Origin of the sequence: Paenibacillus sp. FSL K6-0108 (assembly GCF_045040695.1) — a bacterium.
Taxonomy (GTDB): Bacteria; Bacillota; Bacilli; order Paenibacillales; family Paenibacillaceae; genus Paenibacillus; species Paenibacillus pabuli_B.
This window is the reverse complement of sequence record NZ_CP150288.1, coordinates 5,835,323-5,859,829: the sequence shown is the minus strand read 5'-3', so window position 1 is coordinate 5,859,829 and position 24,507 is coordinate 5,835,323. Positions and strand designations below refer to the sequence as shown.

The window sequence follows — 24,507 nt, the reverse complement described above, 5'->3', positions numbered from 1 at the left end:
TGGAGGTAAGGGATGACCGCTTTAACCAAAGAAACTACAGACGAATTACTCGAAGCAATGGACACGTATAAAAGAATTGCACAAGAATTGATCAATAAATTGATCTCGGAAACCAGCCAGGCTGAAAAGGAAAAGATTATCGATGGAGCGTACTACTTGCTTGCCAATGAGGAAGTTTTAAACGGTGAAGAACTTCTGAGTGGAAAGTGGCATTTCGATGTTCATGGAGAGCATTGCATGTTCGAGAATGCAGAAACAGGGCAAACGTTGGAGGTTTCTCTCGGCAGTAAAGATGATGCGGGAAACATGGACCCTTATTTTTTTTATAACTTCTTGAAATCCACTGCAAATTATGAACACCTGATTGCCTATTTCGAAAATCCCTTTGGGGATATGTTGGATTTTTTTGAAAGGTTGGCAGCCCAGAACGTACTTATTCATGTCCGTGGGGTTGAATATAGAAAGCTTCTTTGACTGCGTACAGCAATATCCCGTTCATTTAAATAGGGTTATACGTTTGAAGCAAAGAACGGGATTGTTCATTAATACATAAAGAAAGATTAACGATGTACGCGTATGACAATATCCTGGTCATGATTGCCGAACCCGGAACCATAGAGTGTTAATCCCCCTACGTTAGATCCTTCCTCATCAACCGTGAAACGAAGCGTCCAGAATGGTTCCTCTAGTTTAAGATCCTCAATGGTCACATCCGACATCCGCTCTCCATCCATATACGTACCCGAGTCATCAACACGTATTGTCTTTAATAGTCCATATTGATTCACATTACGATGCCACCATGTCGGCGTATATTTGCCTCGGGCAGCTCGTCCGAAGTCAGCGGGGCTTGTCCAGGTTCCAAGCGAAATGCCGTTAAACGTAAATCGGATATCTGATGGCCAATGATCTCGTAAACCCGGGGCCTCAGAAGCCATTTCCACTGAAATCTCAATGGCACTGGCAGTCTGATCGGGAAGCATATAGTTAGGCGTTTTGTATTCGACATAACCCCTTCCAAACCAGAGGATGGCCGCGTGCACCCGCTCAGGATCAAGAAAGTAGCGTGGGTCGTCCCAGACTCCAATTTCTTTCTCGTGCGTCCCAAGACCACAGGTAGGATGAACTTCAAATGCAGTATAGTGCCCCACTGAAATGGTCTGTTCTCTAATTCTTGCTGTCCGACTGGCGGAGGGGAGTTCAATCTCGATGTTATTTTGTTTGAGGAAACATAATTTGTGCGTGCCTCCATTCAGGCGTATCCTACGGCTATCGATCAGTCCAGCTTGCTCAAGCTTTCGTATGTGCATCGTGACGATGGAGGGGCTAAGTTCTAACGCAGCCGCAATATCCTTCACATTCATTTCGCGATCTGCAATCATATCCATGATTCTCCATCGAACCTCGCTTGCCAGCGCTTCGTATAACGGTATGAATTTTGGATCTCCGTTCGCTTTGATCATCCTTAACCATCTCCTAACTCGATCTATTGAAATCATATATATATTAATTTAATGAAATTAACTTGACTCTTCAACTCTAACGCATTGAAAGAATGATTGCGATAGTGTTTAATTTTTTTATCTGCTTATGAAGTTGGATTCTTAAATATGTGAATTAGAGAAAAAGAGGTGCCTCAAATGAAATACAATAATCCGGTCATTAAAGGGTTTTATCCAGATCCAAGCATCTGCAAGGTGGATGACACTTATTATCTGGTGTGCAGTTCCTTTCAATACTTTCCGGGTGTTCCGCTTTTTGAAAGCAAAGATTTATTGAACTGGACGCAAATTGGTCATTGTTTAACCCGGAAAAGCCAGGTTCAATTGGAGACGGTGAGCAGCTCAGGTGGCGTCTTTGCCCCAACGATACGATACAATAACGGGCGACTCTATATGACCACGACCAACGATACTACGCGTCAGAATTTCTACATATGGACTGACGATATACACGGAGAGTGGTCAGAACCGATTATTGTGAATCAAGGAGGAATCGACCCGGATTTGTATTTTGAGGACGGTAAGGCCTTCTTTATGAGCAATGGGACCGACGATGAAGGCATTGGTGGAATCATTCAGTGTGAGATTGACATTGAAACGGGGGACAAAAAGACCCCAAGTCGTTCAATATGGCAAGGGACAGGCGGACGTTATCTGGAAAGCCCGCATTTGTATAAAATGAATGGATACTATTACCTCATGGCATCGGAAGGTGGAACCGAATACGGTCATATGGTTACGTATGCCCGGGGAGATTCTCCTTCAGGTCCTTTCGAACCCTATGCCAACAATCCTGTTCTGACCAATCGTAACTTGGGCGGTTATGAACTGCAGGGGGTTGGTCATGGCGACCTGGTTCAGGATCAGGAAGGGAATTGGTGGATCTTCCATTTGGGCTTCCGTCAGATTGGACAATGGCTCACCTATCATCATCTTGGCAGAGAAGTATTCCTTACGCCAGTTACCTTCGATGAGGATGGCTGGTTCACGGCAGGGCATCAAGGGACCACGCTTATGAGCTTTGATACCGATCGTATCTCTGACTTAGTCATTCAACAAGAACAAAAAAGCTATACGTTTGAGAACACGGATTGGAATCTGGACTGGTGTTATCTCCGTCATCCCAATACCAAAAATTACTTGTTAGAACATGACAAAATAAAGTTGAAGGGAACCGAAGTTACGCTGGATGTTCCTGCATCCCCAACATTCATTGGCATACGTCAAAAAGACTTTGACGCGACCATCTCTGTTGACGTTAGTCTTACGAATGGAGAGGCAGGCATCACCATCTACATGGATGAACAGCACCATTATGACTTGGCCATTCGCAAAGAGCAAAGTGGGTATAAGGTAATTGAGCGTCTGAATATTGGGGATATCAAATCCGTCGAAAATGAAGTGGAACTGGGAAATGATCATCATGCCACATTGGTTATACGGTCAAGCCATGAACGATACAGTTTCTTTATTGATAGAGATGGAGAGGACATTCTCTTAGGCACGGCACAGACGAGATACCTTTCCTCGGAAGTTGCCGGAGGATTTACAGGGGTACTCATTGGTTTATACGCGAGCGGAGAAGGTTCTGTGGCTGAGTTTTCTAAATTTAAGTGTGATTACAATTAAAGTGAAGGGAAGGGACGTGGGTTCCTTCTCTTTTTTTCGTATTCCCATTTAATATATAATTAACCTAAACTGTCTATTTTTTTGAAAGACTCATATAGTATGATATCAGGAAGAGGTGTTTAATGTGGAAATGAATTATGAAATGCCTAGATCATTAATAAACATCGTCCGAATAGATAAGGAACTACGTGAACGACATGATGGAACCTTTCAAGATTATGTGGGTTTCTATATTAGTTTTAATAATAATGATGATAGATACTACTGTACTCCTGATGATGCCATTGTATTTGGAAGAACAGGGGCAGATGGTGACCACTTTGCTTTTTTAACGTTTAACGGATCAATTAGTGATTTGGAAGAAGCTCCTATTATTTTTATTCAGCCTATGGCATTGGGTAATCAAGTAACTTTAGTAGCCAGAAATCTCAAGGATTTTTTAGCTGTATTCATTAATCTCAAGGAAATTTATGTTTTGGAACGATTTCGATTTTATAAGAACAAATTAGATTTTACTAATGATTATAATGATAACTACTTAAAAGATATAAGACTGAGAGAGAATGATAGTAATTTTATCATTGATCTATTGAGGAGGAATGTCAAAGGTATAGTAAATATTGATGATGTATACGAATACATTACTGAGTTAAAGAAACAAATAAAACTAGAAATATATGATGATGATTTTTAGTTTTCGGATGACAGGTGTAGTCTAGTGGATTTAATAATTTAAATTGCGACAAAAACATAGAAAGACTTGTTTTCCTTATATAGCTGGATTAGAAACCTGAGGGAGGATTTCATGGAAGATCAATGGAGAATTGCAACGTATGATCCGTCTTGGAGGCATATGTTCCTCGATACCGGAATGAGTTTAAGAGAGGCGTTAGGAGAAAAGGCCTTACGGATTGACCATGTCGGATCAACCTCCATCGTTGGAATGGATGCCAAACCGATCATAGATATACAAATTTCCGTACCCAATTACGAAGAATTGCCTAACTACCAGCAAGAAATCGAAGCGGTCGGTTTCATATTCAGAGAAGGTAATCCGGATAAAACCAAACGATATTTTCGCGAAGTACCCGGACACAGGAGAACACATATACACGTAAGGCAAGCGGGGAGTTTCTCTGAGCAAATGAACTTGCTTTTTAGAGATTATTTGAGGGAACATCCAGAGGAAAGATTTAAATATGCCGAAGAAAAGCACAGGCTTATGGCTTTATACAAGGACCAGCGGTCAAAATACGTGGAAGGCAAAGGACCGATGGTGTGGAGCATATTAGAGAAAGCTCATATATGGTCCCAAGAAATCGGGTGGCAACCAGCAAAATCTGACGCATAGGAACATTCATTGTATAGGGATAACCTTATGGGAGTGGTGAGATGAACATTGGAAGAAAGCTGCTGACAACCGTTCTAACCATTATTAGTTTTACTTTAATTGCAAGTATAATATCTATGAATGAATCCTACAGCTTTGATTTTTATATTCTTGTTTATCTTGTATATGCGACGCCCCTGATCTTATTTATCGGGTTACCGTTATCTTTATTGCTGGACTATCTGTTGAGCAGAATACAGTTCGTTAATCATGCCTTATATGTAAGTTTGAGAATACTGGGTTACGCATGTGCTGGAATCTTAGGGATGTATATCTATTATTTGCTCATGGGCGCGGGGAATGAAATTTTAAATTTTAAAGAGTCGATAGTTTTGACCTTATTTGGCGTTCTAGCTGCTATAATATTTGTGTTGATCGATCTGGGATTGGAAAGTTTGTTAAATATGCGAAAACGGAATAACTAGTCATAACAAGTGCTGAATTCATATTATTTTTCAGGAGGAATATAAGATGCCAACCCACTGTGCACTTCTTGTAATCGATGTACAGGTAGCCATGTTCGATGAATCAGATCCGGTATATCAGGGGGACTTATTGCTTCATCGAATACAACATGTCATTGCCAAGGCTCGGCAAAAAGGATACTCCGTTATCTACATTCAGCACAGTGAAGGAGCAGGGAGTCCCCTTGAGCGTGGAACGGCAGGTTGGGCGATTCATCCGTCCATTGCGCCGATCGCGGGTGACCTTATTATTGAAAAGCAGACACCGGATTCGTTTCACGAAACAGATCTGAATCTGAAATTGCAAGAAAACGGAGTGACGGATCTTATTCTTACTGGCATGCAGACTGAAATATGCGTGGATACGACCTGTCGCAGAGCAAGTAGCCTTGGCTATACAGTAACCTTGGTTCGTGATGCTCACAGCACATGGAAGTCCAACACTCTTCAAGCTGAACAGATTATTGAACATCACAATTCGATTCTGAGCATGTTTGCGAACGTGGTGGATACTGAAAATGTAATGAATGGATGAGATGAATTGACGTTTAATAAAAGAATATTTAATATTTCGGCTTGGATTGCCGTGTTGGCTGTCATTTTTATTCCTGGAACAGCCTATACGGAGGGGCCTTTACGAACAGAGTATGGTTTTCCATTGCGATTTTTCACTGATTATCATTATAAGAAACCTGATGACACGATCTGGTTCCTTTCCAATGTATATGTGAATGCCCTTCTGTATTTATTTAATGTCCTGTTTATATACGCTGGAATTCACGTTTTGCTCTATGTAAAGAAGAGAATGACGACGCCAAAAGAGTAGGGGGCTGCGACGATCGCGGCTCTTTTGTTTTTACCATATCATGGGTTATGATAGAAGGCATGAATAGAGTGGAGCCACAGAATTAACGTGGCGCTCAAAAATTGGCCTGCCTTACGATTTTGGACCAAATCGGGATTCGATCAGATTAGCGGGATTTACGGAGACCGTGAACATACAGACAAAACTTTTGCCAATATGGAACTGATCAAAACACTTAAAAAGCATGATGTATAAATTGAACTAAACATTTACACGAGAACGTAGAGGACAGAAATAACCTGAAAAAGCGGAGCGTTCGCCTTTATCCCCGGATTTTACCCTTTGAAAAAGGAATTTCAAAAAATCTGGGGATAACAGCGATTGGAAGGTTGTTCTGTCAACGGAGTGGCAAGTGTAAATATCTTTAGTTCAATTTATATAGAAAAGGAGAATGGCTATATGGAATCTTTCTTTCGTTATAACTGGATTGTGCGTGAGCAGTGGTTTCAATGGTGTGAGGACGTACCGCTGGAAGAGCTGCTTCGGCCCCGAACAGGCGGAGTAGGCAATATATTGCAAACGTTTTTTCATATCATTGATGTGGAGTGGAGCTGGCTCCAAGTATTACAGGGCAAACCGGATGGAATGGAGAATTTTGAGGACTATAAGACACTGGAAGCTGTGCGACAGTTCGAGCACAAGCTGCGACCCGATGTGGAGGCATTTGTTCTATCCTGGGAGCCCAGCATGGAAAAGAGACCTTACATTGATCCTGAATTGGATCGTACCACTGTCAAGGAATCGTGGGGAGAAGTGATGCGTCACGTGATTGCTCATGAGATTCACCATATGGGACAATTATCGATATGGTCCAGAGAACTGGACAAGAAGCCTGTGTCTGCCAATTTCATTGGTAAAGGACTTATTGCTCCTGACAACTAAAGTGAAAAGGGACAGAAAGATCCAAATTCTAATTTCACAGAGAAGGGTCGGACACAAAATGAGTATAGCTCTGGAAAATATCCGTTGGGTCGAGTTGAGCGAAGAGATTCGCCTCTTGCTTGAAAAACCATACAAGATGCTTCCCCTGTCGCCAGGCTTGGAAGCAGACGTTGTGAAGATAGAATGTACAGATCACTCTTATGTGTTAAAGATATGGAACAAGGACTCCAAACCTAATATTCGCAACCAGTATGAACTTTTATCTGACCTTTATCAGAAGGGGATACAAGTCTCCAAACCGTACGGTTGGGGCATGGATGTGGATTCTAATCAAGTCCAGTTAACAAGTTATGACGGGGAGCCTATAGCCAAGTTAAGCAAAACCAAGCTGGAGCAATTGGCTCAAAGGTTAATTCAAGTCCATGGTTATAATGTAAATGATACGGGTAACGCGGATGCAAATTTTATACCACAATATGATTTCGTTGGATATTTTTTTCCCTCCATTGAACTGCATGAGGACATACACCAGATTCTGACGAGCCTTCTTCAACGGACTGAGTTTAGACAGGATCATTTGATCCACGGTGATTATAACCTGGGTAATATTCTGGAGGCAGATGATCAATACACCATTATCGATTGGACAAATGGGCAGCTTGGTGATCCGAGGTACGATATGGCGTGGTCGATTTTTCTAATGACGATCTATGCGGGAGAACGAAACGGAAAGATGTACAGGGCTCTATTTAAGAGTTTAACGGAATACACACCAGACGATGCAGAGATTTTTGAAGCTATGGCTTGTTTGCGCTGGATTCTATTAAAGCGAGTGTCTAATGTTCCTATGGGGCCGGGTGTTATGCAGCGGGTTAAAAAGATTACTGGCACTAATTCATATTTAAATGATGAACTGCTGTAGTGTTGTCCTAAACTATCTTTCACTGCATACCTATGGTATAGAGGAGCGTGATAGGTATGGAAAAGAAGGTGCAAACCTATTTTGAACTGAAACAGCAGCAAAAAGAAATTGAACAACAACTATCTGTGTTGCGAGATGAGATTGTCGGGTATTGTGAGGAGCAGGGCGTCTATGAGACGCAAGTTGGCGGATACGCCGTGAAAACGGTGCTTCAGCACCGTAAGGAATATGATGATCAGAAGCTGTACGCTTCCCTTCCCGATCCGGACATCTGGCGACTGCTGTCCAAGGTGGACAGTCATAAGCTGAAAAGCCTGATCAAGCTAAACATACTGACGGAGGAGCAGATTAGTCCAGCTTGTACGGTGAAGCAGGTAACATTATTACAGGTAGACAAGTTGTAACCGGATAATTTCTAGGTACGTGAAGCAAAAGCTGGCCTTTTGTGTTCTATCATTAGCTACAGCCGAAGGAGCCGTTCTGGACTATCATTAAGGAGTAGCAATCATACTTTCTTTTCATTCGCACATATATCCAATGCTCCCCGAGAAGCGGATTGAATCGGTCACGAGGTGGCCGGTTTTTTTGTTTGGCAATATGTTGTGCCAATTCCAGTCGAGTGTTCTTTGATAAGGAGGGGAGAGAATGAAGACTTTCCCTTCTCTGTCCGTATTCAGTGGAATGAAGATCAGGAAGAGAATGTATATCTTCAAAAGTTGTGGAACCATAGTTGAGGAGATGGGCCATGAAGAAAAAAATCATTTCGATTGTGCTTGCCATCTGGGTGTTAATGATTGTAATCAGTGTGGTTCTTCTGTTTCTACCCAGAACGATCCATCTTGATGGTGTGGCTGTAAAATATCGGCTGGGAGAAGACAACAGGGAACCAGAGCAAATGGTTCATATCAACATGGATGGCAAGCGTTATCTAACGACCTCGGGTGATTACATATTCAGAGGAACGATTGATATTGAAGGTGAGCCTTTACCTGTATCTGAAGATCAAAATAGGCTCGAAATTCGTTTTCATAAAGGACACGGATTGATGGAATACATCATTTATGAAAATGGGAAAACGGATATCTTCGTATACGGAACACTATTCGTAGATCGTGCATTCAGCAAACTCACTATTGCCATTTCGGAGGAAAATTCGAACGGAGAGCAAAACAGTAGAAGCTGGAGCTCCGAAGATGGGCTCATGCTCTCGATGCCCGCAACGAATCGTTCTGAAGCGATTCAGCTCTCTAATGAACTGATGGAAACTTATCTTGGGGGCTATATATTAAAATGAGAAATCATAAACATAAACAGGCATGCATTTACCTTGAGGGTCTTCTCCCTTCATGTAAACGACATGCCTGTTTTTTATTTATGCTGCATCTTTCTAGTAATTTACTTTCCCGATTCTTTTCATCCTCTTTCATAATCCAGCACGCAATGATAACTGTTTAATAGCGTTTACATTGAAATTCGAAGTGAAACACCGAAATTAAATGGATTATCCTCTTAAAATGATCGATCTGCCGTTAATTAAGTATGCCAAATGTTGGTCCGATTTTATAAGCTTATTTTGTAGGCCAGAGGCTTCTGGATTATACAAAAATAAAGGATAAAGGAGAGTCTTCGTGAGCCAGAACACAATGGCGAAAGAACGCCTTCCCTGGTCAGCTCTGCTCGCTCTGGCCATGGCTGGATTTATATGCATTCTTACAGAAAGTCTACCGGCGGGGCTGCTGCCGCAAATAGCGCAAGATCTGGAGATTGGGGAAGGTTTGGCTGGACAGCTCGTCACTTTGTATGCGCTGGGATCTCTTCTGGCGGCAATTCCGCTGACGACAGTAACTCGTGGATGGAGACGCAGGCCGCTGCTGCTATTATGCATCTTCGGTTTTCTAATTTTCAACACGATTACGGCTGTATCTTCGGTATATGGTTTGACCCTTGCTGCGCGCTTCATGGCAGGCGTGTCTGCTGGAGTGTTGTGGGGGATGACTGCAGGTTACGCACGCCGGATGGTTTCAGACTCGTTAAAGGGAAAAGGGATGGCTGTCGCCATGGTGGGCACACCGCTCGCTCTTGCATTGGGCGTTCCCTTGGGTACCTTTTTGGGCAATTACGCCGGATGGCGTCTTATTTTCGGAACAGTTTCATTATTGACAGTAGTACTTGTATTGTGGGTGCTCTGGAAAGTACCTGACTATGAAGGGGAGCCTGCGCGTCATCAGCTTGCGCTTCATCGTATTTTTGTTATACCAGGGGTTCGTCCCATATTGTTTGTTGTTCTGACCTGGGTACTGGCCCATAACATTCTGTACACGTATATCTCACCTTATCTGGGCGAGACGATATTGTCAGAACGGGTGGACCTGATTCTGATGATCTTTGGGGTGACTTCGGTGCTCGGTATATGGATTATTGGGCTGTTGATTGATCGTTACATGAGATTATTGATTCTGGTTAGCCTTGTTCTATTTGCGCTGGCCTCGCTGGGAATGGGGATCTTTATCCATCAACCGATGATGATCATTCTGGGAGTAGTGGTCTGGGGGCTTACATTTGGCGGAGCGGCTACGTTATTACAGACTGCAATTGCGCAGGCGGGAGGCAAAAGTGCCGATGTTGCCCAATCCATGCTGGTGACAGCATGGAACCTAGGGATCGGAGGGGGTGGGATCGTCGGAGCCATTCTGCTGGACCAGACAGGTGCTCGTTTCCTGCCCATTTCCCTGATCCTTTTGATCGTTATGGCTTTACTCGTGGCTTGGTCCGCCAGTAAACATGGTTTCCCAAGATAGGTTTTTGAACAGAGCAATTACACCGGATTCGTTCCTTCGATAAGATTTTTGCTAGCAATAGGTGAAGATATCGCGATGAGGGTGGTATAGGTACCGTATTGATCACATCGGTCCCCAAACGCTTCAAGATCAGCAATTGAATCCGTCATGATCTTTAACAGGTAATTATGCTCTCCACTCACGCGATGACATTCGACCACTTCGGGTGACGAACGGCAGAAATCAAGAAAGGCATGACAATCCCGTGTGCGAAAAAGAAGATAGGAAGTACTCGACCTCCCTATTTTTTGCGGGGAAATGATGGTACGGTACTCTTCGATTACACCGCTTTCTTCTAGACGCTTCACGCGTTCCGTTACGGCGGGTTGAGATAAACCTACCAGCTTGCCCAGTTCCGTCATGGATAGTCTCGCCTGGTTTTGCAAATGAAAGAGGATATTGGTATCGATTTGGTCCATGAGATGGCCTCCTTTTAAATTATAGGGAATGTTTTGTAAATGCCTTTATATTCATCGCAGATTAAAGCAGATAACTTGGTTGTCTTATGTAATACGGATGAGATCATTTATATAATAAGCACACTTACTTTAAATAATCAAGCGTAATGCACATGGAGGAGAATAGTAAAATGGGAGATAGAAATATGAAGTTTAACGCTGCATTTGTAGAAGAAGTGATTCACCGTACGTTGGCAGAAAAAAGAATCGTGGGGTCCGTTGTTCAGATTGCGTGGAAAGGGGAAGTGGTCTACAACAGCGCGGATGGCCTCGCCGATCGAGAACAGAACATACGCATGCAAGAAAATGCGCTGTTCAGGTATGCTTCTGTGACCAAGCCAATTGTATCTACTGCCGCCATGGTATTGATATCCCAGGGTAAATTGAAGCTGGATGACTTGGTTGTGAAATGGCTGCCTGAATTCCGTCCCAAACAGCCAAATGGGGAAGTTGCTTCCATGACGGTTCATCATCTGATGACACATACGGCGGGGTTAACGTATCGTTTTTTTCAGGAAAACGGGGGAACATACGAACTTGCCAGAGTATCAGATGGAATGGATATCGCTGGCATTACGCTGGAAGAGAATTTGCAGAGGATTGCTTCTGCTCCACTGCTGTATGAGCCCGGGAAGATGTGGAGATATTCGATTGCAACTGATGTACTCGGTGCAGTTATTGAGAAAGTGACCGGGCTGACACTGCGAGAGGCAGTACAACTGCTCGTGACTCATCCACTAGGCATGAAGGATACGGATTTTGTCGCTGTGGATTCGATGAGAATGACGGCTGCCTATGCGGACAGTTCCGACAGTTCGGGGCAACCTCGTCGCTTGCGTGATGAAGACCAGGTTCCTTTTATTGAAGGAACGGCGGGCTTCCAACTCGCTCCAGAAAGATACCTTGATCCGTCGGCCTATCTCTCGGGTGGTGCGGGCATGGTAGGAAGTGCGGGAGACTTTCTAGTATTGCTCGAAACGCTGCGTCAAGGTGGAGGTTCGCTGCTTCCTAAAGCGCTGGTCACCGAAATGATGACTAATCAGATTGGCGATCTGGATATGCCTTATTGGCCAGGCAGAGGATTTGGTCTGGGATTCACGGTGCTGAAAGATCCGGTAGAAGCAGGTACACCGGAGTCTGCTGGAACGTGGCGTATGGGAGGAATGTATGGTCACTCGTGGTTTGTTGATCCAACAGAAAAACTGAGCGTTGTCGCGTTTACCAATACAGCTCTGGAGGGCATGTCGGGCAGGTTCACAACGGAACTTTGCGAGGCTGTCTATAAGGGGATTGAGCGAGAGAGATAAGTGGTATTATGGATTAACGTGATGTTTGCTTCACTGATGCTGCTGCTGAGCATGGGAATGGATTTCATGAAAAGCAAAAATCAGCATTCGCTGGAGCAGCAGTAAGCCAGCATATCATTACATGTCATTCGGAATACCTTATCCGTATTTTAATAGTAGAACCGATTCTCGACAGAGGATCGGTTTTTTGTGTACAGTTGAAGCATGAATAGCTTGAATATTGATTGAGTCAGAAGGTGGGGGAGCTTTTCGTGATCCGAAACGAATATCTCTTTATCCGGCTCCCATTTACATGATCGCTATTGTTCATTACACTTGGTTTATAGTACTTATTTAATCCAAACTCAGATATTCAGGGGGAATATATTTATGCATCAATCCGCTCATATTCAGGAAGCAAGAGATTACATAGTAAACCGTATTAACGCCAAGCCTGTCGTGGGCATGATTCTGGGATCCGGACTGGGAGCAGTCGCGGACGAAATCGAGAATGCTACCGTCATTCCATATACGGACATCCCTTATTTCGCTCAATCCGAAGCTATCGGGCACGCCAACGAATTGGTTATCGGAGAACTGATGGGCAAGACGGTCGTTGCCATGAAAGGTCGCCTTCATTATTATGAAGGGTTTACGTTGGATGAAGTTACGTTTCCAGTTCGAATTATGAAAGCACTGGGTGTCGAGCAGCTGATCATCACCAATGCTTGTGGAGCGATCAATACCAGCTTTGAACCCGGACAGCTTATGTTGATTACCGATCATATCAATCTGGTAGGCAATAATCCGCTGATGGGGCCGAATAATGCTGAGCTGGGTGTGCGTTTCCCGGACGTATCACAGGTATATAATCGCGAACTCCGCAGTATCGCCCTGAAGGTAGCGGAGGAGCAGAATGTTGGTTTGCAGCAAGGGGTGTATGCATGGTGGAGTGGTCCGGCGTATGAGACTCCAGCGGAGATTCGCATGATTCGCACAATGGGTGCAGATGCTGTGGGTATGTCGACGGTACCTGAAGCGATTGTAGCCATTCATGGCGGCATGAAGGTGCTGGGCATTTCCTGTCTGACCAATATGGCTTGCGGCATACTGGATCAGCCGTTAAGTCATGATGAAGTCATTGAAGTCGCGGCAAAAGTGAAAACAACCTTCATTGGGCTGGTCAAAGGTATTCTGAAAGAGATGTAATCCGTAATCGAGAAGGAAGCTCTATTTTCAAAGCACAACTATATTAAGCATTGTCCAAGACGGAGTGATCCGTTGGGCAGTGCTTTTTTTTCTTTGGTGGACAAGGCTATTTGGCAAGATGGGCATAAGCTCCCTTGTATTTTTCAGACCTCTTATCGTACTGTTGAAAGATAAGGATTATCATGGATTATCAGCGCATCATCTATATCTGGGGAGAAGCGTGAAGTATAGACTTTCTGTATGAACGGATGAGACGACTATAAAGCGCACAAGAAGGAGGATGTAGAATGATCAAGCAAGCAGAGCTGCTGTGGCAACGTATTATTGAAAAAGGGACGGGTGCAAATGCAGACGTTGAAGCAGCGCTCAATCTTCAACCTGGTGCGAGCGATGAAGATTTTCAATCTGTGGAAAATCAACTTGGCGTGACATTGCCTGAAGAGATGAAGGCTATGTATCGTGTGCATAACGGACAAGCCTGGAATATTGGCGTAGATTCCTTTGTTCGTAACCTGACATTGTCACCTCTGGATCAGGTGAAGGAGAACTGGGCCTTTTTGCAGGAAGAATTCGACCCGGATGATATGGAGCCCGAGATTGAAGATGATGCCATTAAGCCAGTACTGTGGAGCAGCAAATGGATTCCGATCGCGGAAAATGGTGGTGGGGATTATCTATGTCTGGACACTGATCCATCTAGTGCGGGAACGGTAGGACAGGTGTTGTACTTTTGGCATGATTGGGGACATCGTTCGGTTGAGGCTAAGGGATTATTTGAATTTATTCAGAAATGTATAGAAGAAGAGGATGAGGACGATAGAACGTAGGAGCACGAGTTCAGAATAAATTAATGCATAAAAGGAGCCTTTACAATGATCCAAATAACCATGCGTCAAGCCAAGCAGGCAGATCAGGAGCACCTTGCAGAACTGCGAGCCTTGGTTCTATATGATGATCTATTCAGGTTGGGAAGGTACGACGAGGTGAAGGTACGTGAACGTTTCCGTCATACATTCGACCCAGTCCACACGTGGATTATTGAGGTGGAGGGTGAACTGGTGGGGTGTGTAGCGCTGAAACCCAAGTCGGAGGAGATGCTGCTGGAACATTTCTATATCCATCCCGATTATCAAGGTCAGCAAATAGGGACCCAAGTGCTGGATATGCTGTTGAAACGGGATGACGTCCGGGGCAAACGTGTTATTTTAAATGTGTTGCAGGGCAGTCCGGCTCGGCGATTGTATGAACGCTTTGGGTTTGTTTTGGACAGTGAAGATGAGGTGGATGTATTCATGTCCGTTCAAGTGCAGTAATCGTTACTGTCAAAAAAGCAGCATATAACAGATCCATTCATTTAATTCTTGAATGGGTCTATTGAACTTTTCTATTATACTTTCCAGTTACGGTATCCTAATATGGATAATAACCTACTTTTTATATAGGAATTATATAGTATGGAGAATGCCAAGATGCCGCATTGGAAGCGAAATCTGTATATTCTGTGGTTTGGCCTATTTTTCAATCATATGGCTTACACCTTGTCTGTGCCGTTCTTTCCGCTGTTTCTGCAAAATGATCTCGGTATTCAGAGCGGATTGGAATTCTGGTCCGGCATTTCGATCTCGATCAGCTTTCTGATTAGCGGACTATGTGCTCCCTTCTGGGGATCGCTGGCTGACAGATACGGCAGCAAACTGATGCTGATTCGTTCAGGCGTTGGTCTCGCCATTGCTCACCTGGCTAACTATTTCGTTTATGATCCTTACACGTTTATCGCTGTGCGGATATTTCAGGGACTCATGGCCGGCTTCAATCCTGCATCCATTACGTTGGTTGGCACCAATACTCCGGAAAAGCATGTAGGTTATGCGCTTGGTGTCATCTCCACATCCACGGCTGCCGGAGGAATTCTGGGACCACTTGTGGGTGGAGTACTAAGCCATTGGATCGGGCTGCGCGGATGCTTTATCGCATCGGGGATCATTACGCTGCTCTCGGCTGTGATGGTGATATGGGTAAAAGAAGCCCGCGGTCCCCGCACTGTGGTTCGCACAAGTATTCTGGGTGATCTGAAAAAAGCAGCCTCCACTCCGGGATTAATGCGGATCTATGGTTTGATTTTGCTCGTTTCAACTTCCGTGCTCATTATTGAACCTGTACTGACGCTTTATGTGGTCCAGATTGGTGGAGATGTCAATACTGCAACACTTAGTGCAGGAATCGTTTTCTCGGCCATCGGCGTGGCAACGGTAATCATGGGGCCGCGCTGGGGAAGAATTGGCGGAAAAATTGGATACGAGAAAACGCTGTTTATCGGCCTGCTGGGCGGTGGCATTGGCAGTTTACTGCAACTAACGGCGGTTAACCTCATTTATTTTGGAAGTCTGCGATTTGTCTATGGCCTGTTCTTTGCTGCCGTGTATCCGGCCTTGAATGCGTTAATCATCAAATATGCTGACCGGGATTTCCGGGGGAGGGCTGTCAGTCTGAGTCAGACTGCGAATCAATTCGGTATTGTACTCGGCCCGTTACTCGGCGGTTTTCTCGGCGGATGGACGGGGATTCCTTTTGTTTTTCTCCTGACAGGCATTGTCCTTCTGGGAGCAGCCTGGACAGTCCGGGCAAGCGAAAGGAACCAGGCGAATAAACCGGGATTGGGTATGGCAGCAGCAGATGCAGGCGGAAACAGCATAAAGAAATGAGGAATGAAGAAATGACTCTCAGAGAAAAAAAGGCACTCGGACTGAATTAAATGGTCATCACCACAACATAGGGAGGAATTAATATGTCACAACGACGATTGAGATTGGGAGCAAACTTGAATGGAGTTGGAAATAGCATCTCTTTTTGGCGACACCCGGATATTCCGATCAATGCCAGCGTCAATCTGGATTTCTATAAAAAGCAGGCGATTAAGGCGGAGGAAGGGAAGTTCGATCTGCTCTTTATTGCGGACGGTCTCTTTATTAATGAAAAATCCAATCCGCATTTCCTGAATCGTTTTGAACCGTTAACCCTGCTCTCCGTTCTCGCGGGAGCAACTTCACACATCGGGTTGGTTGCGACGTTGTCCACCTCATATAGTGAACCGTTCACAGTGGCAAGACAATTTGCCTCCCTGGACCATATTAGTGGAGGACGAGCCGGATGGAACGTAGTCACTTCACCCCTGGAAGGATCGGCACTGAATTTTGGCAAAGGCGAACATCCGAACCACGCGCTGCGTTACGAAATTGCAGAAGAACATCTGAATGTGGTCAAAGGTCTGTGGGATTCCTGGGAGGATGATGCGTTTATCGGGGATAAAGAGAACGGTGTTTTCTTTGACCCATCCAAGCTCCATACGCTGAACCACAAGGGAGATCACTTTTCTGTCCAAGGTCCACTCAATGTGGCGCGCTCGAAGCAGGGACATCCGGTCGTTTTCCAGGCAGGTTCTTCCGAATCCGGCAAGGATCTGGCGGCCCGATCGGCCGATGCTGTATACACGGGGCATGAGACGTTGGAGGAAGCTCAGGAGTTCTATTCGGATGTGAAGGCACGAGCGGTGGCTTATGGTCGTAAGGCAGAAGATATCCTGATCTTCCCTGGCATCGGTCCCATTGTGGGCAGAACGGAGGAAGAAGCGGAGCGCAAATATCAGGAGATCGCAGAGCTGGTCAGTATTGACCAGGCACTGAATTATTTGGGACGTTACTTCGATCACTATGACTTCTCCCAATTTCCATTGGATGAGCCTTTTCCGGAGATTGGTGATTTAGGTAGTAACAGCTTCCGCAGTACAACGGACAAAATCAAGCAGCAGGCACGAGAACAGGGATTAACCCTCCGCCAAGTGGCATTACTTGCATCGACGCCTCGCACATCGTTCATCGGTACACCGGATCAGATTGCTGATCAGATTCAGGAGTGGTTCGAAGGCGGAGCTGCGGATGGTTTCAACATTCGTACAGTTGTGCCGAACGGACTCGCGGATTTCGTGGATCTGGTCGTACCTGTCTTACAAGAGCGCGGCCTGTTCCGTACCGATTATGAGCATGAGACACTGCGGGGTAATCTGGGTCTTGAGATTCCACGCAATCGATATACATTGGAGACGGTAAAATAAATCAATGATTATTCATCGAACTTGCTTTCGGTTCAGAATGCTATAAAAGCGATCCGAAAGCGCCCTTGTTGTAACGACAGCACAAAGAAACCAGCAAGTCGCCCATCATCTGGGGACTTGCTGGTTTCTTTAGTTGATCTGCTGCAATTATACGATTATACTCTCAGATCAATCTCAAACGTCTTGATTTCATATGGCTCAAGTGTAAACGTTACTGGCGTATCATACAGGAGTTCGCCCTCCGGTACTTCCATAAGATTGCATTCTCTCCACGCGTGAATCCGTAGATCGCTTGTCAGTTCAAGCGTATTCATGCTGCCGGAATAATCATGAACGCGTACGATGACACGATCTGAATCCTCCGCCTTCTTAACTGCCGAGATCATGGCTGTGCTGCCGGACAAGGTGAGCATGGATCGACTTGGCTGCTCTGATACCCCTTGTGTATATCGAGCTGGAGCATTCAGAAGCCAGGCCTGCTGCACGGTTCCGCCAACGAGCCAATCTCCCTGATGCGGAAGAAGAGCATAGGTGAAGCTGTGCAGTCCCTGATCGGCATGTGGATCAGGGTGCGTAGCGCTCTTGATCAGGGTCAGCCGCATGACGTTGTCTTTAATGTCATAACCGTACTTGGAATCATTCAGCAAACTGACACCATAACCTCTGTCGGACAAATCAGCCCATTGATGGCCAACGGATTCGAAACGCGCCCAGTCCCAACTTGTGTTCCAGTGCGTGGGCCGTTTAACGTTGCCGAACTGAATATCATAGGTGGCTTCCGTAGAGCGGATACCGACAGGAAAGGCAACTTTCAGCAGTTGATGCTGTTCATGCCAATCCACCTCAGTGGCGTAATCGATTCGTCGATGCCCGGTATATACAGTCATGTTCTGCGTAATCGTGGAGCCAAGGTATTCCCAAGCAAAGCGAATCACGGTCTGAAGTGGTCCCGTCTCTACGACTTCAATGCTGGTGCATTTCGTAATCTCTCGCATATCTTCCTGATAGAAGATATCAATATCCCAGGCCTCGTGGGCAAGCGGTTTGTCCTCGAACACCTGAAGCACATTGCCTCTAGCGCCTTTGGCAAGCACCTCACGATGTGACTCTTTATCGTAAAGGCGGGTCAGCTGCCCATTCTCGTTCCACTCGAGCAGATAGTACGGCGTCTCAACCCCATTGGCTGTGTGGATAAATGGCGAGTGCTCAGGGATATCGTTTTCCGTACTGCTCTGGAAGTGAATTGTGGTGTACCCCAGTGAAGGAATATCCTTCACCTCGACGGCCCAACGTGCATCCTGGTATTGAGCGTTCAGGATCTCACCGGTATCGCTCAGCCAATTCCCCGTTTTCAATTCGCCTGATACCGCAGGAATGCTCACGATTTCTGTAACGACCCATGGGGAGGAGTTCCAAATGGTGTACGTATGCGGAGATTCTCCGCTGCCAGCGATAGCCATTCGAGCCTGCGTGTCTACGTGACTGCCAATCTGCTCAGCTTCTGCATATTCAATTCTGCTATCCTCATACACCTCTGTGATGGAGGAACCGGGAATGATGTCATGGAACTGGTTGCGCAAAATGATTTTCCAACCCGCAGTCAGAGACTTCGCTTGATACAGATTCCAGTCATTATGCACAATACTTTGCAATGCATTCAGCCATTCCGCTTCGCGGTAAGCCAGCTCAAGCTTGCGGTTCATCCGTTTGTTGTACGCCTGACTGGTATACGTTCCGCGGTGATACTCCAAATACAGTTCGCCATCCCATGTGTGAATGTACGAATCGGTTTTTTCCACCGTCTCCTGCAGCTTTTCAAAATAATCATCTGCGCGTCCTGTCTTGACCTTGGGCAATCCGGGCAGTTGATCCAGCCGTCGTCTCATCTCCAGCATTTCGCGGTTAACTCCGCCTCCGCCGTCTCCGTATCCGTACGACAGCAGCAGATCCTGGTTCATCTCCTTATCGCGGTAGGCATCCCAGATGCCCTTGACCGTCTTCGGAATAATTTTCCCGTTATAGGTATAGAACCATGAACCCGGCTCGGACCAAGGCTCGGGTGTAGTAATGAAGTGGGTCAGCACCTCTGAGCCGTCAATTCCGCGCCAGTGGAATGTATCGAATGGCATGCGGTTGTATTGGTTCCAGCTGATTTTCGTTGTCATGAACGTATGAATGCCGGATTTTTTCAGAATTTGCGGCAAGGACCAGCTGTAGCCGAATACATCGGGCAACCAGAGATATCGGCAATCCGTCCCGAATTCTTCTTTGAGAAAACGAGTGCCAATCAGCAATTGTCGGACCAGGGATTCGCCCGAGGTCAGGTTACAGTCAGCCTCCAGCCACATGCCGCCGCCCGCTTCCCAGCGACCTTCAGCGACACGTTCCTTGATGGATTCGTACAATTCCGGGTAGTCCTCTTTCACATATTCGTACAATTGGGGCTGTGTCTGAAGGAAAACATACTCCGGGAACATTTCCATCAGGCGCATAACGGTGGAGAAGGAACGAGCGCATTTCTCGCGCGTATGCTTCAACCGCCACAGCCAGGCAACGTCAATATGAGTATGGCCGATACAAGTAACAGTCACATCAGAGGCTTTGTCCATCGCACTTAGTCGGGTGCTTAAGTCATCCCTTGCGTCATGCACAGAGGAATAGAAGACATCGGACTTAGGCTGCGACCAGTCAATCAGGCGGAAGGACTGTTGAAGCGAATGAAGCAGCTTTGTACGCTCCGGTGCATGGGCATCCAGAATGTTGACCGTTTCCAGAATCGCCGACCCTGTAAATACAAGATCATCAACAGCTTCATCCAGCCAGCACAGTTCTGCTTGTCTGAACATATGCGTCTGGTTGCGGGGCTGACCACCACCTTCCAGACCGGACCATAAGCGGAAGACCAACTCGTTGGTGCTGCCTGCGGCAGAGGCTGGAAAGAACACTTCCTTGTGGTTGGAATCTACGCCTTGAAACGGCTTGCCATCCCAGTAGAACAGTGATTCAAAGCCGGAATTGTTACCACCCCCGGTATCGCCGAAATCAAACAGTCCGACAATCCGTTTATCTTCCCAGGAGGCAGGGAACTCGACTTTTGTACGCAGCCACAAATAGAGATCTCGACCGGACCAACTTTCTCCTGTATGCATAGACTTCCAATGGCTATCGTCTCCCGGCAGGACCGGGTTGATCTCTTCCCTGCGGTCTTCGCAGGCGAGAAAATGATTTAAAGGCAGACGATCCCGGTAACGGAGCTCGGATAATTCATGAATACGTGCTTGTAGTTTGTTTTCAGTAAGAAACATCATAAAAACCCCCAGTTCATTTTATCGGGGAGTGATTCATATATAGAGAGCATCCAAAGCGAGTATGTATTACATAACTTTTATAGGGGAATGCGCCCATTATAGCGCTTCCATTCAATTTTGACAAATCGTAATATGGATTACTGGTTCTATGCACTGGTGATTGTCGAATTTAACCAAACGGTGATACACTGGGTTGGAAATGGGTCTGGAGGAGGTGTTCAGGCGAGAATGTCCAGGATACGAACCATGTATAAGAACTATTTGAAGAAAAAAATGTTCAACAAAATTCTGCTGTTTTATTCCATGGTCATGGTTCTGTTGTTCATCAGCATCGCGGTGTTGGCCTACCGCTATTATGAACAGCGAGTGGTGCAGGAACAAATGGATGCCAGTTTGCAGGAGCTGGATATTGTCAGCATCAACTTGAACCAGCAGTACGAACGGCTGTATAATGCCGTGCAGCAGATTTATACCGACGCCATGATCGGCGATGATCTGAAATATTTTTTGACTCATGAATACGAGAATTTTCTCAATTGGCGCCTGAATCAATATGCATATAGCTACCGTACGGAACGAGGGAATTTCGATTATCAATTACGTCTGCTGCTAAAAGATGAGGCTTCAATTGCAAATGTCGTGTTATACAGCACGGATCAGGATTTCTTCTATGTTCTTAATCGGGAGACCCAGCACTTCTACTATCATCCCAAGCTGTCTGCAGGGCATCAGGACTGGTTGCAGCGGCTGAGGAGTGCACCTTGGCAGTACATGGGCAGCGAACCGCTTTTCGAAGGGAAAATGGCTGATGAGCCTACTCCGTATAGTTACGCGAATGTGCTCAAAGACTCCGTGACATTGAAGCAGTACGGTGCAATTATGTTTGAGCTGAATACAGACCGCATCAAAGGGCTGCTTCGAGACAGACTGGGCGGCAAGAACAGTCGGATCATGCTGATGACCGGGGAAGGGGAGGTAATTTTCGATTCGCAGGGCAAGTATGATAACACCGTCTACCCCTACTGGGGGAAGATGAATTTGCCGGAGGATTGGGTGGAACTGGAGGAGCGCTCCAAGGTGCAGCTGCTGAATATCGGGAATACGGGAATGGTCGTGGCTTCTATTATTCCGGAGTCGCAAATCAAACACAGCCTTCAGGCGATTCGTTTCAGCCTCATTGGGATTGTGATTCTGTGCATCATGATTAGCATCGCGGTGACGTTCACCATCATCCGCCGTTATTCCAAAAAAATTCACAGACTTGTGCTTTACATGCGGCGCTGGCAGGAGGGTGATCTGAGTAAACGTATCGAGATGGAGGGGGAAGATGAGCTGCAGCAGATTTCGCAGAGATTTAATCATATGTGTGATCGGCTGGAGTCTTACATAGAAACGGTATATGTGTCGGAGATTAAGCAAAAAAATGCGCAGCTTGTCGCGTTGCAAGCCCAGATCAATCCGCATTTTCTGTACAATACGTTGGAGAGCATCCGCATGAAAGCCATCAGTTTGGGAGCGAGGGATGTTGGGCAGATGATTTATATTCTCGCCACGATGTTCCGTCATTTGATCAAAAAGCAGACACATGTAACCTTGGCGGAGGAAATAGAGCTGTGCGGCATGTACCTGGCTTTGGTCCAATATCGGTATGAGGACAAGCTGCACGTGGAGACCCATATCGAGAATGCAGCGGCGGGAAGCATGGTCGTCAAGCTGCTGGTCCAGCCAATTATTGAGAATTACATTGTGCATGGTTTTCGTACGAATGATGAGGATAACCGGATCTCCATCACAGCCGAAGAAGAGAACGGCGTAATTCGTATCCGTGTGAAGGATAACGGAAAAGGGATTTCCGCGGAGAGATTGCTTGAACTGCAACAAGGGTTGCATAAGGGCGATGAAGCTGCTGAGACATCTGACCGATCTTTGGGTCTTAAGAACGTCCATGACCGCATACGTCTGAATTATGGCAGTGATTATGGTCTGCACCTGAGCAGTGTGGAGGGCGAGGGGTGTGAAGTGACCATCAGCATTCCAGTTACATGGGAGGAAACGGGATGAGAAGTGTAATGTTGGTCGATGATGAGCCGCTTATTGTCAAAGGAATGCAAGCCATCATTGATTGGGATCAGAATAACATGCAGATTGCCGGAACGGCCTGCAATGGGTTGGAAGCGCTAGCAATGATGGACGAGGTTCCTGTCGATCTGATTATTACGGATATCATGATGCCGCAAATGACCGGACTAGAACTGATTCGGGAGACTAAAGCGCGGAATCCATATACTAAATTCATTATTTTGAGCGGTTACGAAGAATTCAAATATGTGCGGGAGGGCATCTCGCTTGGGGTCGAGAACTACCTGCTCAAGCCAGTCAATATGGATGAATTGGAAGCGACCATCAAGCATATGCAGCGGGATTGGGAGCACGAAGAGATGCGCCAGATTCAAATGGATCAGAGCTGGAGGATTTTGCGCAACAATATTTTGCAGCGGTGGGCGAACGAGACCATTGACGCCAAAGAATTCCGTGAGCGTGCGCAGATGCTTGAGATTCCCATGAACAAGTCCACATATTGTGCGGCTTCTCTGCGGATTGTAGGCGATGACAAGGGGGATGATCCCCAGATATATCTGCCTGGAATTGCTGAGCAGTGTGAGCAGATCGGGAACAAAGATCTCCCTGATGGCTGCGGTGTTATCTGCTTTCCCGATCAGGAGGGAGACATCATGCTGCTGTTCGTTTCATCCGGTACGGAAGGTAGCGCTGAATGGCAGCTTCAGGCACTTAACAGGATGAAGCAAGCGGTTTCCGAGGAAACAGGTGCACGTGTATGGGGGATCATGGGTCAATCCGAATCGACCTATCTGGGTTTTCCGAAGAGCTGCAAATCCGTAAAGCTATGGCTTCAGAATCACTTGTTTATAGATTGTAATACCTTCATCATGCGAGTGGAGAACGAGGAAGCTACCAATGAGTATCAAGAGAAGCCAGGGCCTGCGATGGAGCAGTTTCACAAGCTGCTGCGGGATGGTGAAGGTACTGAGGTGGATCGGTTCATCGACGAATTCTTCATCGCTGAGGGTAAGGAATCCTGCCTCCAGAGAACACCGTTCTTCAATTCTGCGATCCAGCTGATGCTGGCCGCCAAGGAATTGGAGAAAACGCCTGACTACGGGGATATCTTCGGGCCACTGTCCAGAATTCATACGCTCAACAAACTGAAACAATTGGTCAGAAAGGTTGTTCATCGTACGCTGGATACATATCATACCGCCGAGAAAACGTACAGTCCGCATATCATGGCTGTGCTGGAGGTGGTGAAAAATCACTATCAGGATGAGCTTTCACTCAAGACGCTCAGTCAGAGGCTGGAGCTTCATCCGAACTACCTCGGCCAATTGTTCCAGCAAGAGGTCGGTACCACCTTTTCTGATTATGTGAACCAGTACCGAATCGAGCGTGCTACTCATTTGCTGTTATATTCGGACAAAAAGACGGCTGAAATAGCGGGCGATGTGGGTTATTGGGACTCCACCTATTTTTACAGACAGTTTAAGAAATATGCTGGCGTTTCGCCTACAGAGCTGCGCTCTATCTACATGAAAAAGTAAGCCTTGGGCTCCGGCTGAATGAAGACACTT

At 45.9% G+C, this 24,507-nt stretch carries 23 protein-coding genes; 20 read left to right on the top strand and 3 right to left on the bottom strand.

The genetic code is table 11. The features are described from left to right. The first annotated feature begins 12 nt into the window (after nucleotides 1-12). Nucleotides 13-474, top strand: coding sequence for a DUF6896 domain-containing protein (locus tag MHB49_RS26660; RefSeq protein ID WP_405153645.1), 462 nt, complete (start codon nucleotides 13-15; stop codon nucleotides 472-474). A gap of 86 nt (nucleotides 475-560) precedes the next feature. Here MHB49_RS26660 and MHB49_RS26655 read toward each other — a convergent pair whose 3' ends face one another. Beyond that, the gene (locus MHB49_RS26655; protein ID WP_405153644.1) at nucleotides 561-1,463 is read right to left on the bottom strand and encodes an ArsR/SmtB family transcription factor; all 903 of its coding nucleotides are present in this window, start codon (nucleotides 1,461-1,463) and stop codon (nucleotides 561-563) included. A 177-nt stretch (nucleotides 1,464-1,640) separates the two neighbouring features. On the opposite strand from MHB49_RS26655, the gene MHB49_RS26650 reads away from it, so the two are divergent. The 11 genes from MHB49_RS26650 (at nucleotide 1,641) to MHB49_RS26600 (ending at nucleotide 10,452) form a co-directional block, all read left to right on the top strand. Beyond that, the gene (locus tag MHB49_RS26650; RefSeq protein WP_405153643.1) at nucleotides 1,641-3,131 is read left to right on the top strand and encodes a glycoside hydrolase family 43 protein; all 1,491 of its coding nucleotides are present in this window, start codon (nucleotides 1,641-1,643) and stop codon (nucleotides 3,129-3,131) included. 124 nt (nucleotides 3,132-3,255) lie between these two features. Continuing rightward, nucleotides 3,256-3,825, top strand: a complete 570-nt coding sequence (locus MHB49_RS26645; protein ID WP_405153642.1) for a hypothetical protein — start codon at nucleotides 3,256-3,258, stop codon at nucleotides 3,823-3,825. A gap of 111 nt (nucleotides 3,826-3,936) precedes the next feature. Further along, the gene (locus tag MHB49_RS26640) at nucleotides 3,937-4,482 is read left to right on the top strand and encodes a GrpB family protein (protein WP_405153641.1); all 546 of its coding nucleotides are present in this window, start codon (nucleotides 3,937-3,939) and stop codon (nucleotides 4,480-4,482) included. A gap of 41 nt (nucleotides 4,483-4,523) precedes the next feature. Then, nucleotides 4,524-4,946, top strand: a complete 423-nt coding sequence (locus tag MHB49_RS26635) for a hypothetical protein (protein WP_405153640.1) — start codon at nucleotides 4,524-4,526, stop codon at nucleotides 4,944-4,946. Nucleotides 4,947-4,992: 46 nt separating this feature from the next. Then, entirely contained in the window at nucleotides 4,993-5,520 is a 528-nt protein-coding gene (locus MHB49_RS26630) for a cysteine hydrolase family protein (RefSeq protein ID WP_405153639.1), read from the top strand. Nucleotides 5,521-5,898: 378 nt separating this feature from the next. Then, complete coding sequence (locus MHB49_RS26625; protein ID WP_405153638.1) at nucleotides 5,899-6,045, top strand: hypothetical protein; 147 nt, start codon at nucleotides 5,899-5,901, stop codon at nucleotides 6,043-6,045. 204 nt (nucleotides 6,046-6,249) lie between these two features. After that, nucleotides 6,250-6,732 carry a DinB family protein gene (locus tag MHB49_RS26620; protein WP_405153637.1) on the top strand — a complete coding sequence of 161 codons (483 nt, stop codon included), beginning with the start codon at nucleotides 6,250-6,252 and terminating at the stop codon, nucleotides 6,730-6,732. A gap of 58 nt (nucleotides 6,733-6,790) precedes the next feature. After that, nucleotides 6,791-7,654, top strand: coding sequence for an aminoglycoside phosphotransferase family protein (locus MHB49_RS26615; RefSeq protein ID WP_405153636.1), 864 nt, complete (start codon nucleotides 6,791-6,793; stop codon nucleotides 7,652-7,654). Nucleotides 7,655-7,710: 56 nt separating this feature from the next. Continuing rightward, the gene (locus MHB49_RS26610; protein WP_405153635.1) at nucleotides 7,711-8,058 is read left to right on the top strand and encodes a hypothetical protein; all 348 of its coding nucleotides are present in this window, start codon (nucleotides 7,711-7,713) and stop codon (nucleotides 8,056-8,058) included. 341 nt (nucleotides 8,059-8,399) lie between these two features. Continuing rightward, nucleotides 8,400-8,948, top strand: coding sequence for a hypothetical protein (locus MHB49_RS26605; RefSeq protein ID WP_405153634.1), 549 nt, complete (start codon nucleotides 8,400-8,402; stop codon nucleotides 8,946-8,948). Nucleotides 8,949-9,297: 349 nt separating this feature from the next. Then, a complete protein-coding gene (locus tag MHB49_RS26600) occupies nucleotides 9,298-10,452 on the top strand; it encodes an MFS transporter (RefSeq protein ID WP_247903271.1) in 1,155 nt (384 codons plus the stop codon). A 17-nt stretch (nucleotides 10,453-10,469) separates the two neighbouring features. Here MHB49_RS26600 and MHB49_RS26595 read toward each other — a convergent pair whose 3' ends face one another. Continuing rightward, nucleotides 10,470-10,910: an Lrp/AsnC family transcriptional regulator gene (locus MHB49_RS26595; RefSeq protein ID WP_405153633.1), complete on the bottom strand. Its 441-nt coding sequence runs from the start codon at nucleotides 10,908-10,910 to the stop codon at nucleotides 10,470-10,472. Nucleotides 10,911-11,080: 170 nt separating this feature from the next. Here MHB49_RS26595 and MHB49_RS26590 point away from each other — a divergent pair, with 170 nt between their 5' ends. The 6 genes from MHB49_RS26590 (at nucleotide 11,081) to MHB49_RS26565 (ending at nucleotide 17,552) form a co-directional block, all read left to right on the top strand. Next, on the top strand, nucleotides 11,081-12,256 hold the full coding sequence (locus tag MHB49_RS26590) for a serine hydrolase domain-containing protein (RefSeq protein WP_405153632.1): 1,176 nt from the start codon (nucleotides 11,081-11,083) through the stop codon (nucleotides 12,254-12,256). A 369-nt stretch (nucleotides 12,257-12,625) separates the two neighbouring features. After that, nucleotides 12,626-13,444, top strand: coding sequence for a purine-nucleoside phosphorylase (locus MHB49_RS26585; protein WP_405153631.1), 819 nt, complete (start codon nucleotides 12,626-12,628; stop codon nucleotides 13,442-13,444). A 287-nt stretch (nucleotides 13,445-13,731) separates the two neighbouring features. Then, nucleotides 13,732-14,271, top strand: coding sequence for an SMI1/KNR4 family protein (locus MHB49_RS26580; RefSeq protein ID WP_405153630.1), 540 nt, complete (start codon nucleotides 13,732-13,734; stop codon nucleotides 14,269-14,271). Between the two features lie 45 nt (nucleotides 14,272-14,316). Further along, on the top strand, nucleotides 14,317-14,757 hold the full coding sequence (locus MHB49_RS26575; protein ID WP_405153629.1) for a GNAT family N-acetyltransferase: 441 nt from the start codon (nucleotides 14,317-14,319) through the stop codon (nucleotides 14,755-14,757). Between the two features lie 141 nt (nucleotides 14,758-14,898). Further along, complete coding sequence (locus MHB49_RS26570) at nucleotides 14,899-16,146, top strand: MFS transporter (RefSeq protein ID WP_405153628.1); 1,248 nt, start codon at nucleotides 14,899-14,901, stop codon at nucleotides 16,144-16,146. A gap of 83 nt (nucleotides 16,147-16,229) precedes the next feature. After that, the gene (locus tag MHB49_RS26565; RefSeq protein ID WP_405153627.1) at nucleotides 16,230-17,552 is read left to right on the top strand and encodes an LLM class flavin-dependent oxidoreductase; all 1,323 of its coding nucleotides are present in this window, start codon (nucleotides 16,230-16,232) and stop codon (nucleotides 17,550-17,552) included. Between the two features lie 155 nt (nucleotides 17,553-17,707). Here MHB49_RS26565 and MHB49_RS26560 read toward each other — a convergent pair whose 3' ends face one another. Beyond that, complete coding sequence (locus MHB49_RS26560; RefSeq protein WP_405157244.1) at nucleotides 17,708-20,857, bottom strand: alpha-mannosidase; 3,150 nt, start codon at nucleotides 20,855-20,857, stop codon at nucleotides 17,708-17,710. Between the two features lie 120 nt (nucleotides 20,858-20,977). On the opposite strand from MHB49_RS26560, the gene MHB49_RS26555 reads away from it, so the two are divergent. Beyond that, nucleotides 20,978-22,921, top strand: a complete 1,944-nt coding sequence (locus tag MHB49_RS26555; RefSeq protein ID WP_405153626.1) for a sensor histidine kinase — start codon at nucleotides 20,978-20,980, stop codon at nucleotides 22,919-22,921. Further along, nucleotides 22,918-24,477, top strand: a complete 1,560-nt coding sequence (locus tag MHB49_RS26550) for a response regulator (RefSeq protein ID WP_405153625.1) — start codon at nucleotides 22,918-22,920, stop codon at nucleotides 24,475-24,477. Before MHB49_RS26555 ends, MHB49_RS26550 begins: the two co-directional genes overlap by 4 nt. The last annotated feature ends 30 nt before the right edge of the window (nucleotides 24,478-24,507 follow it).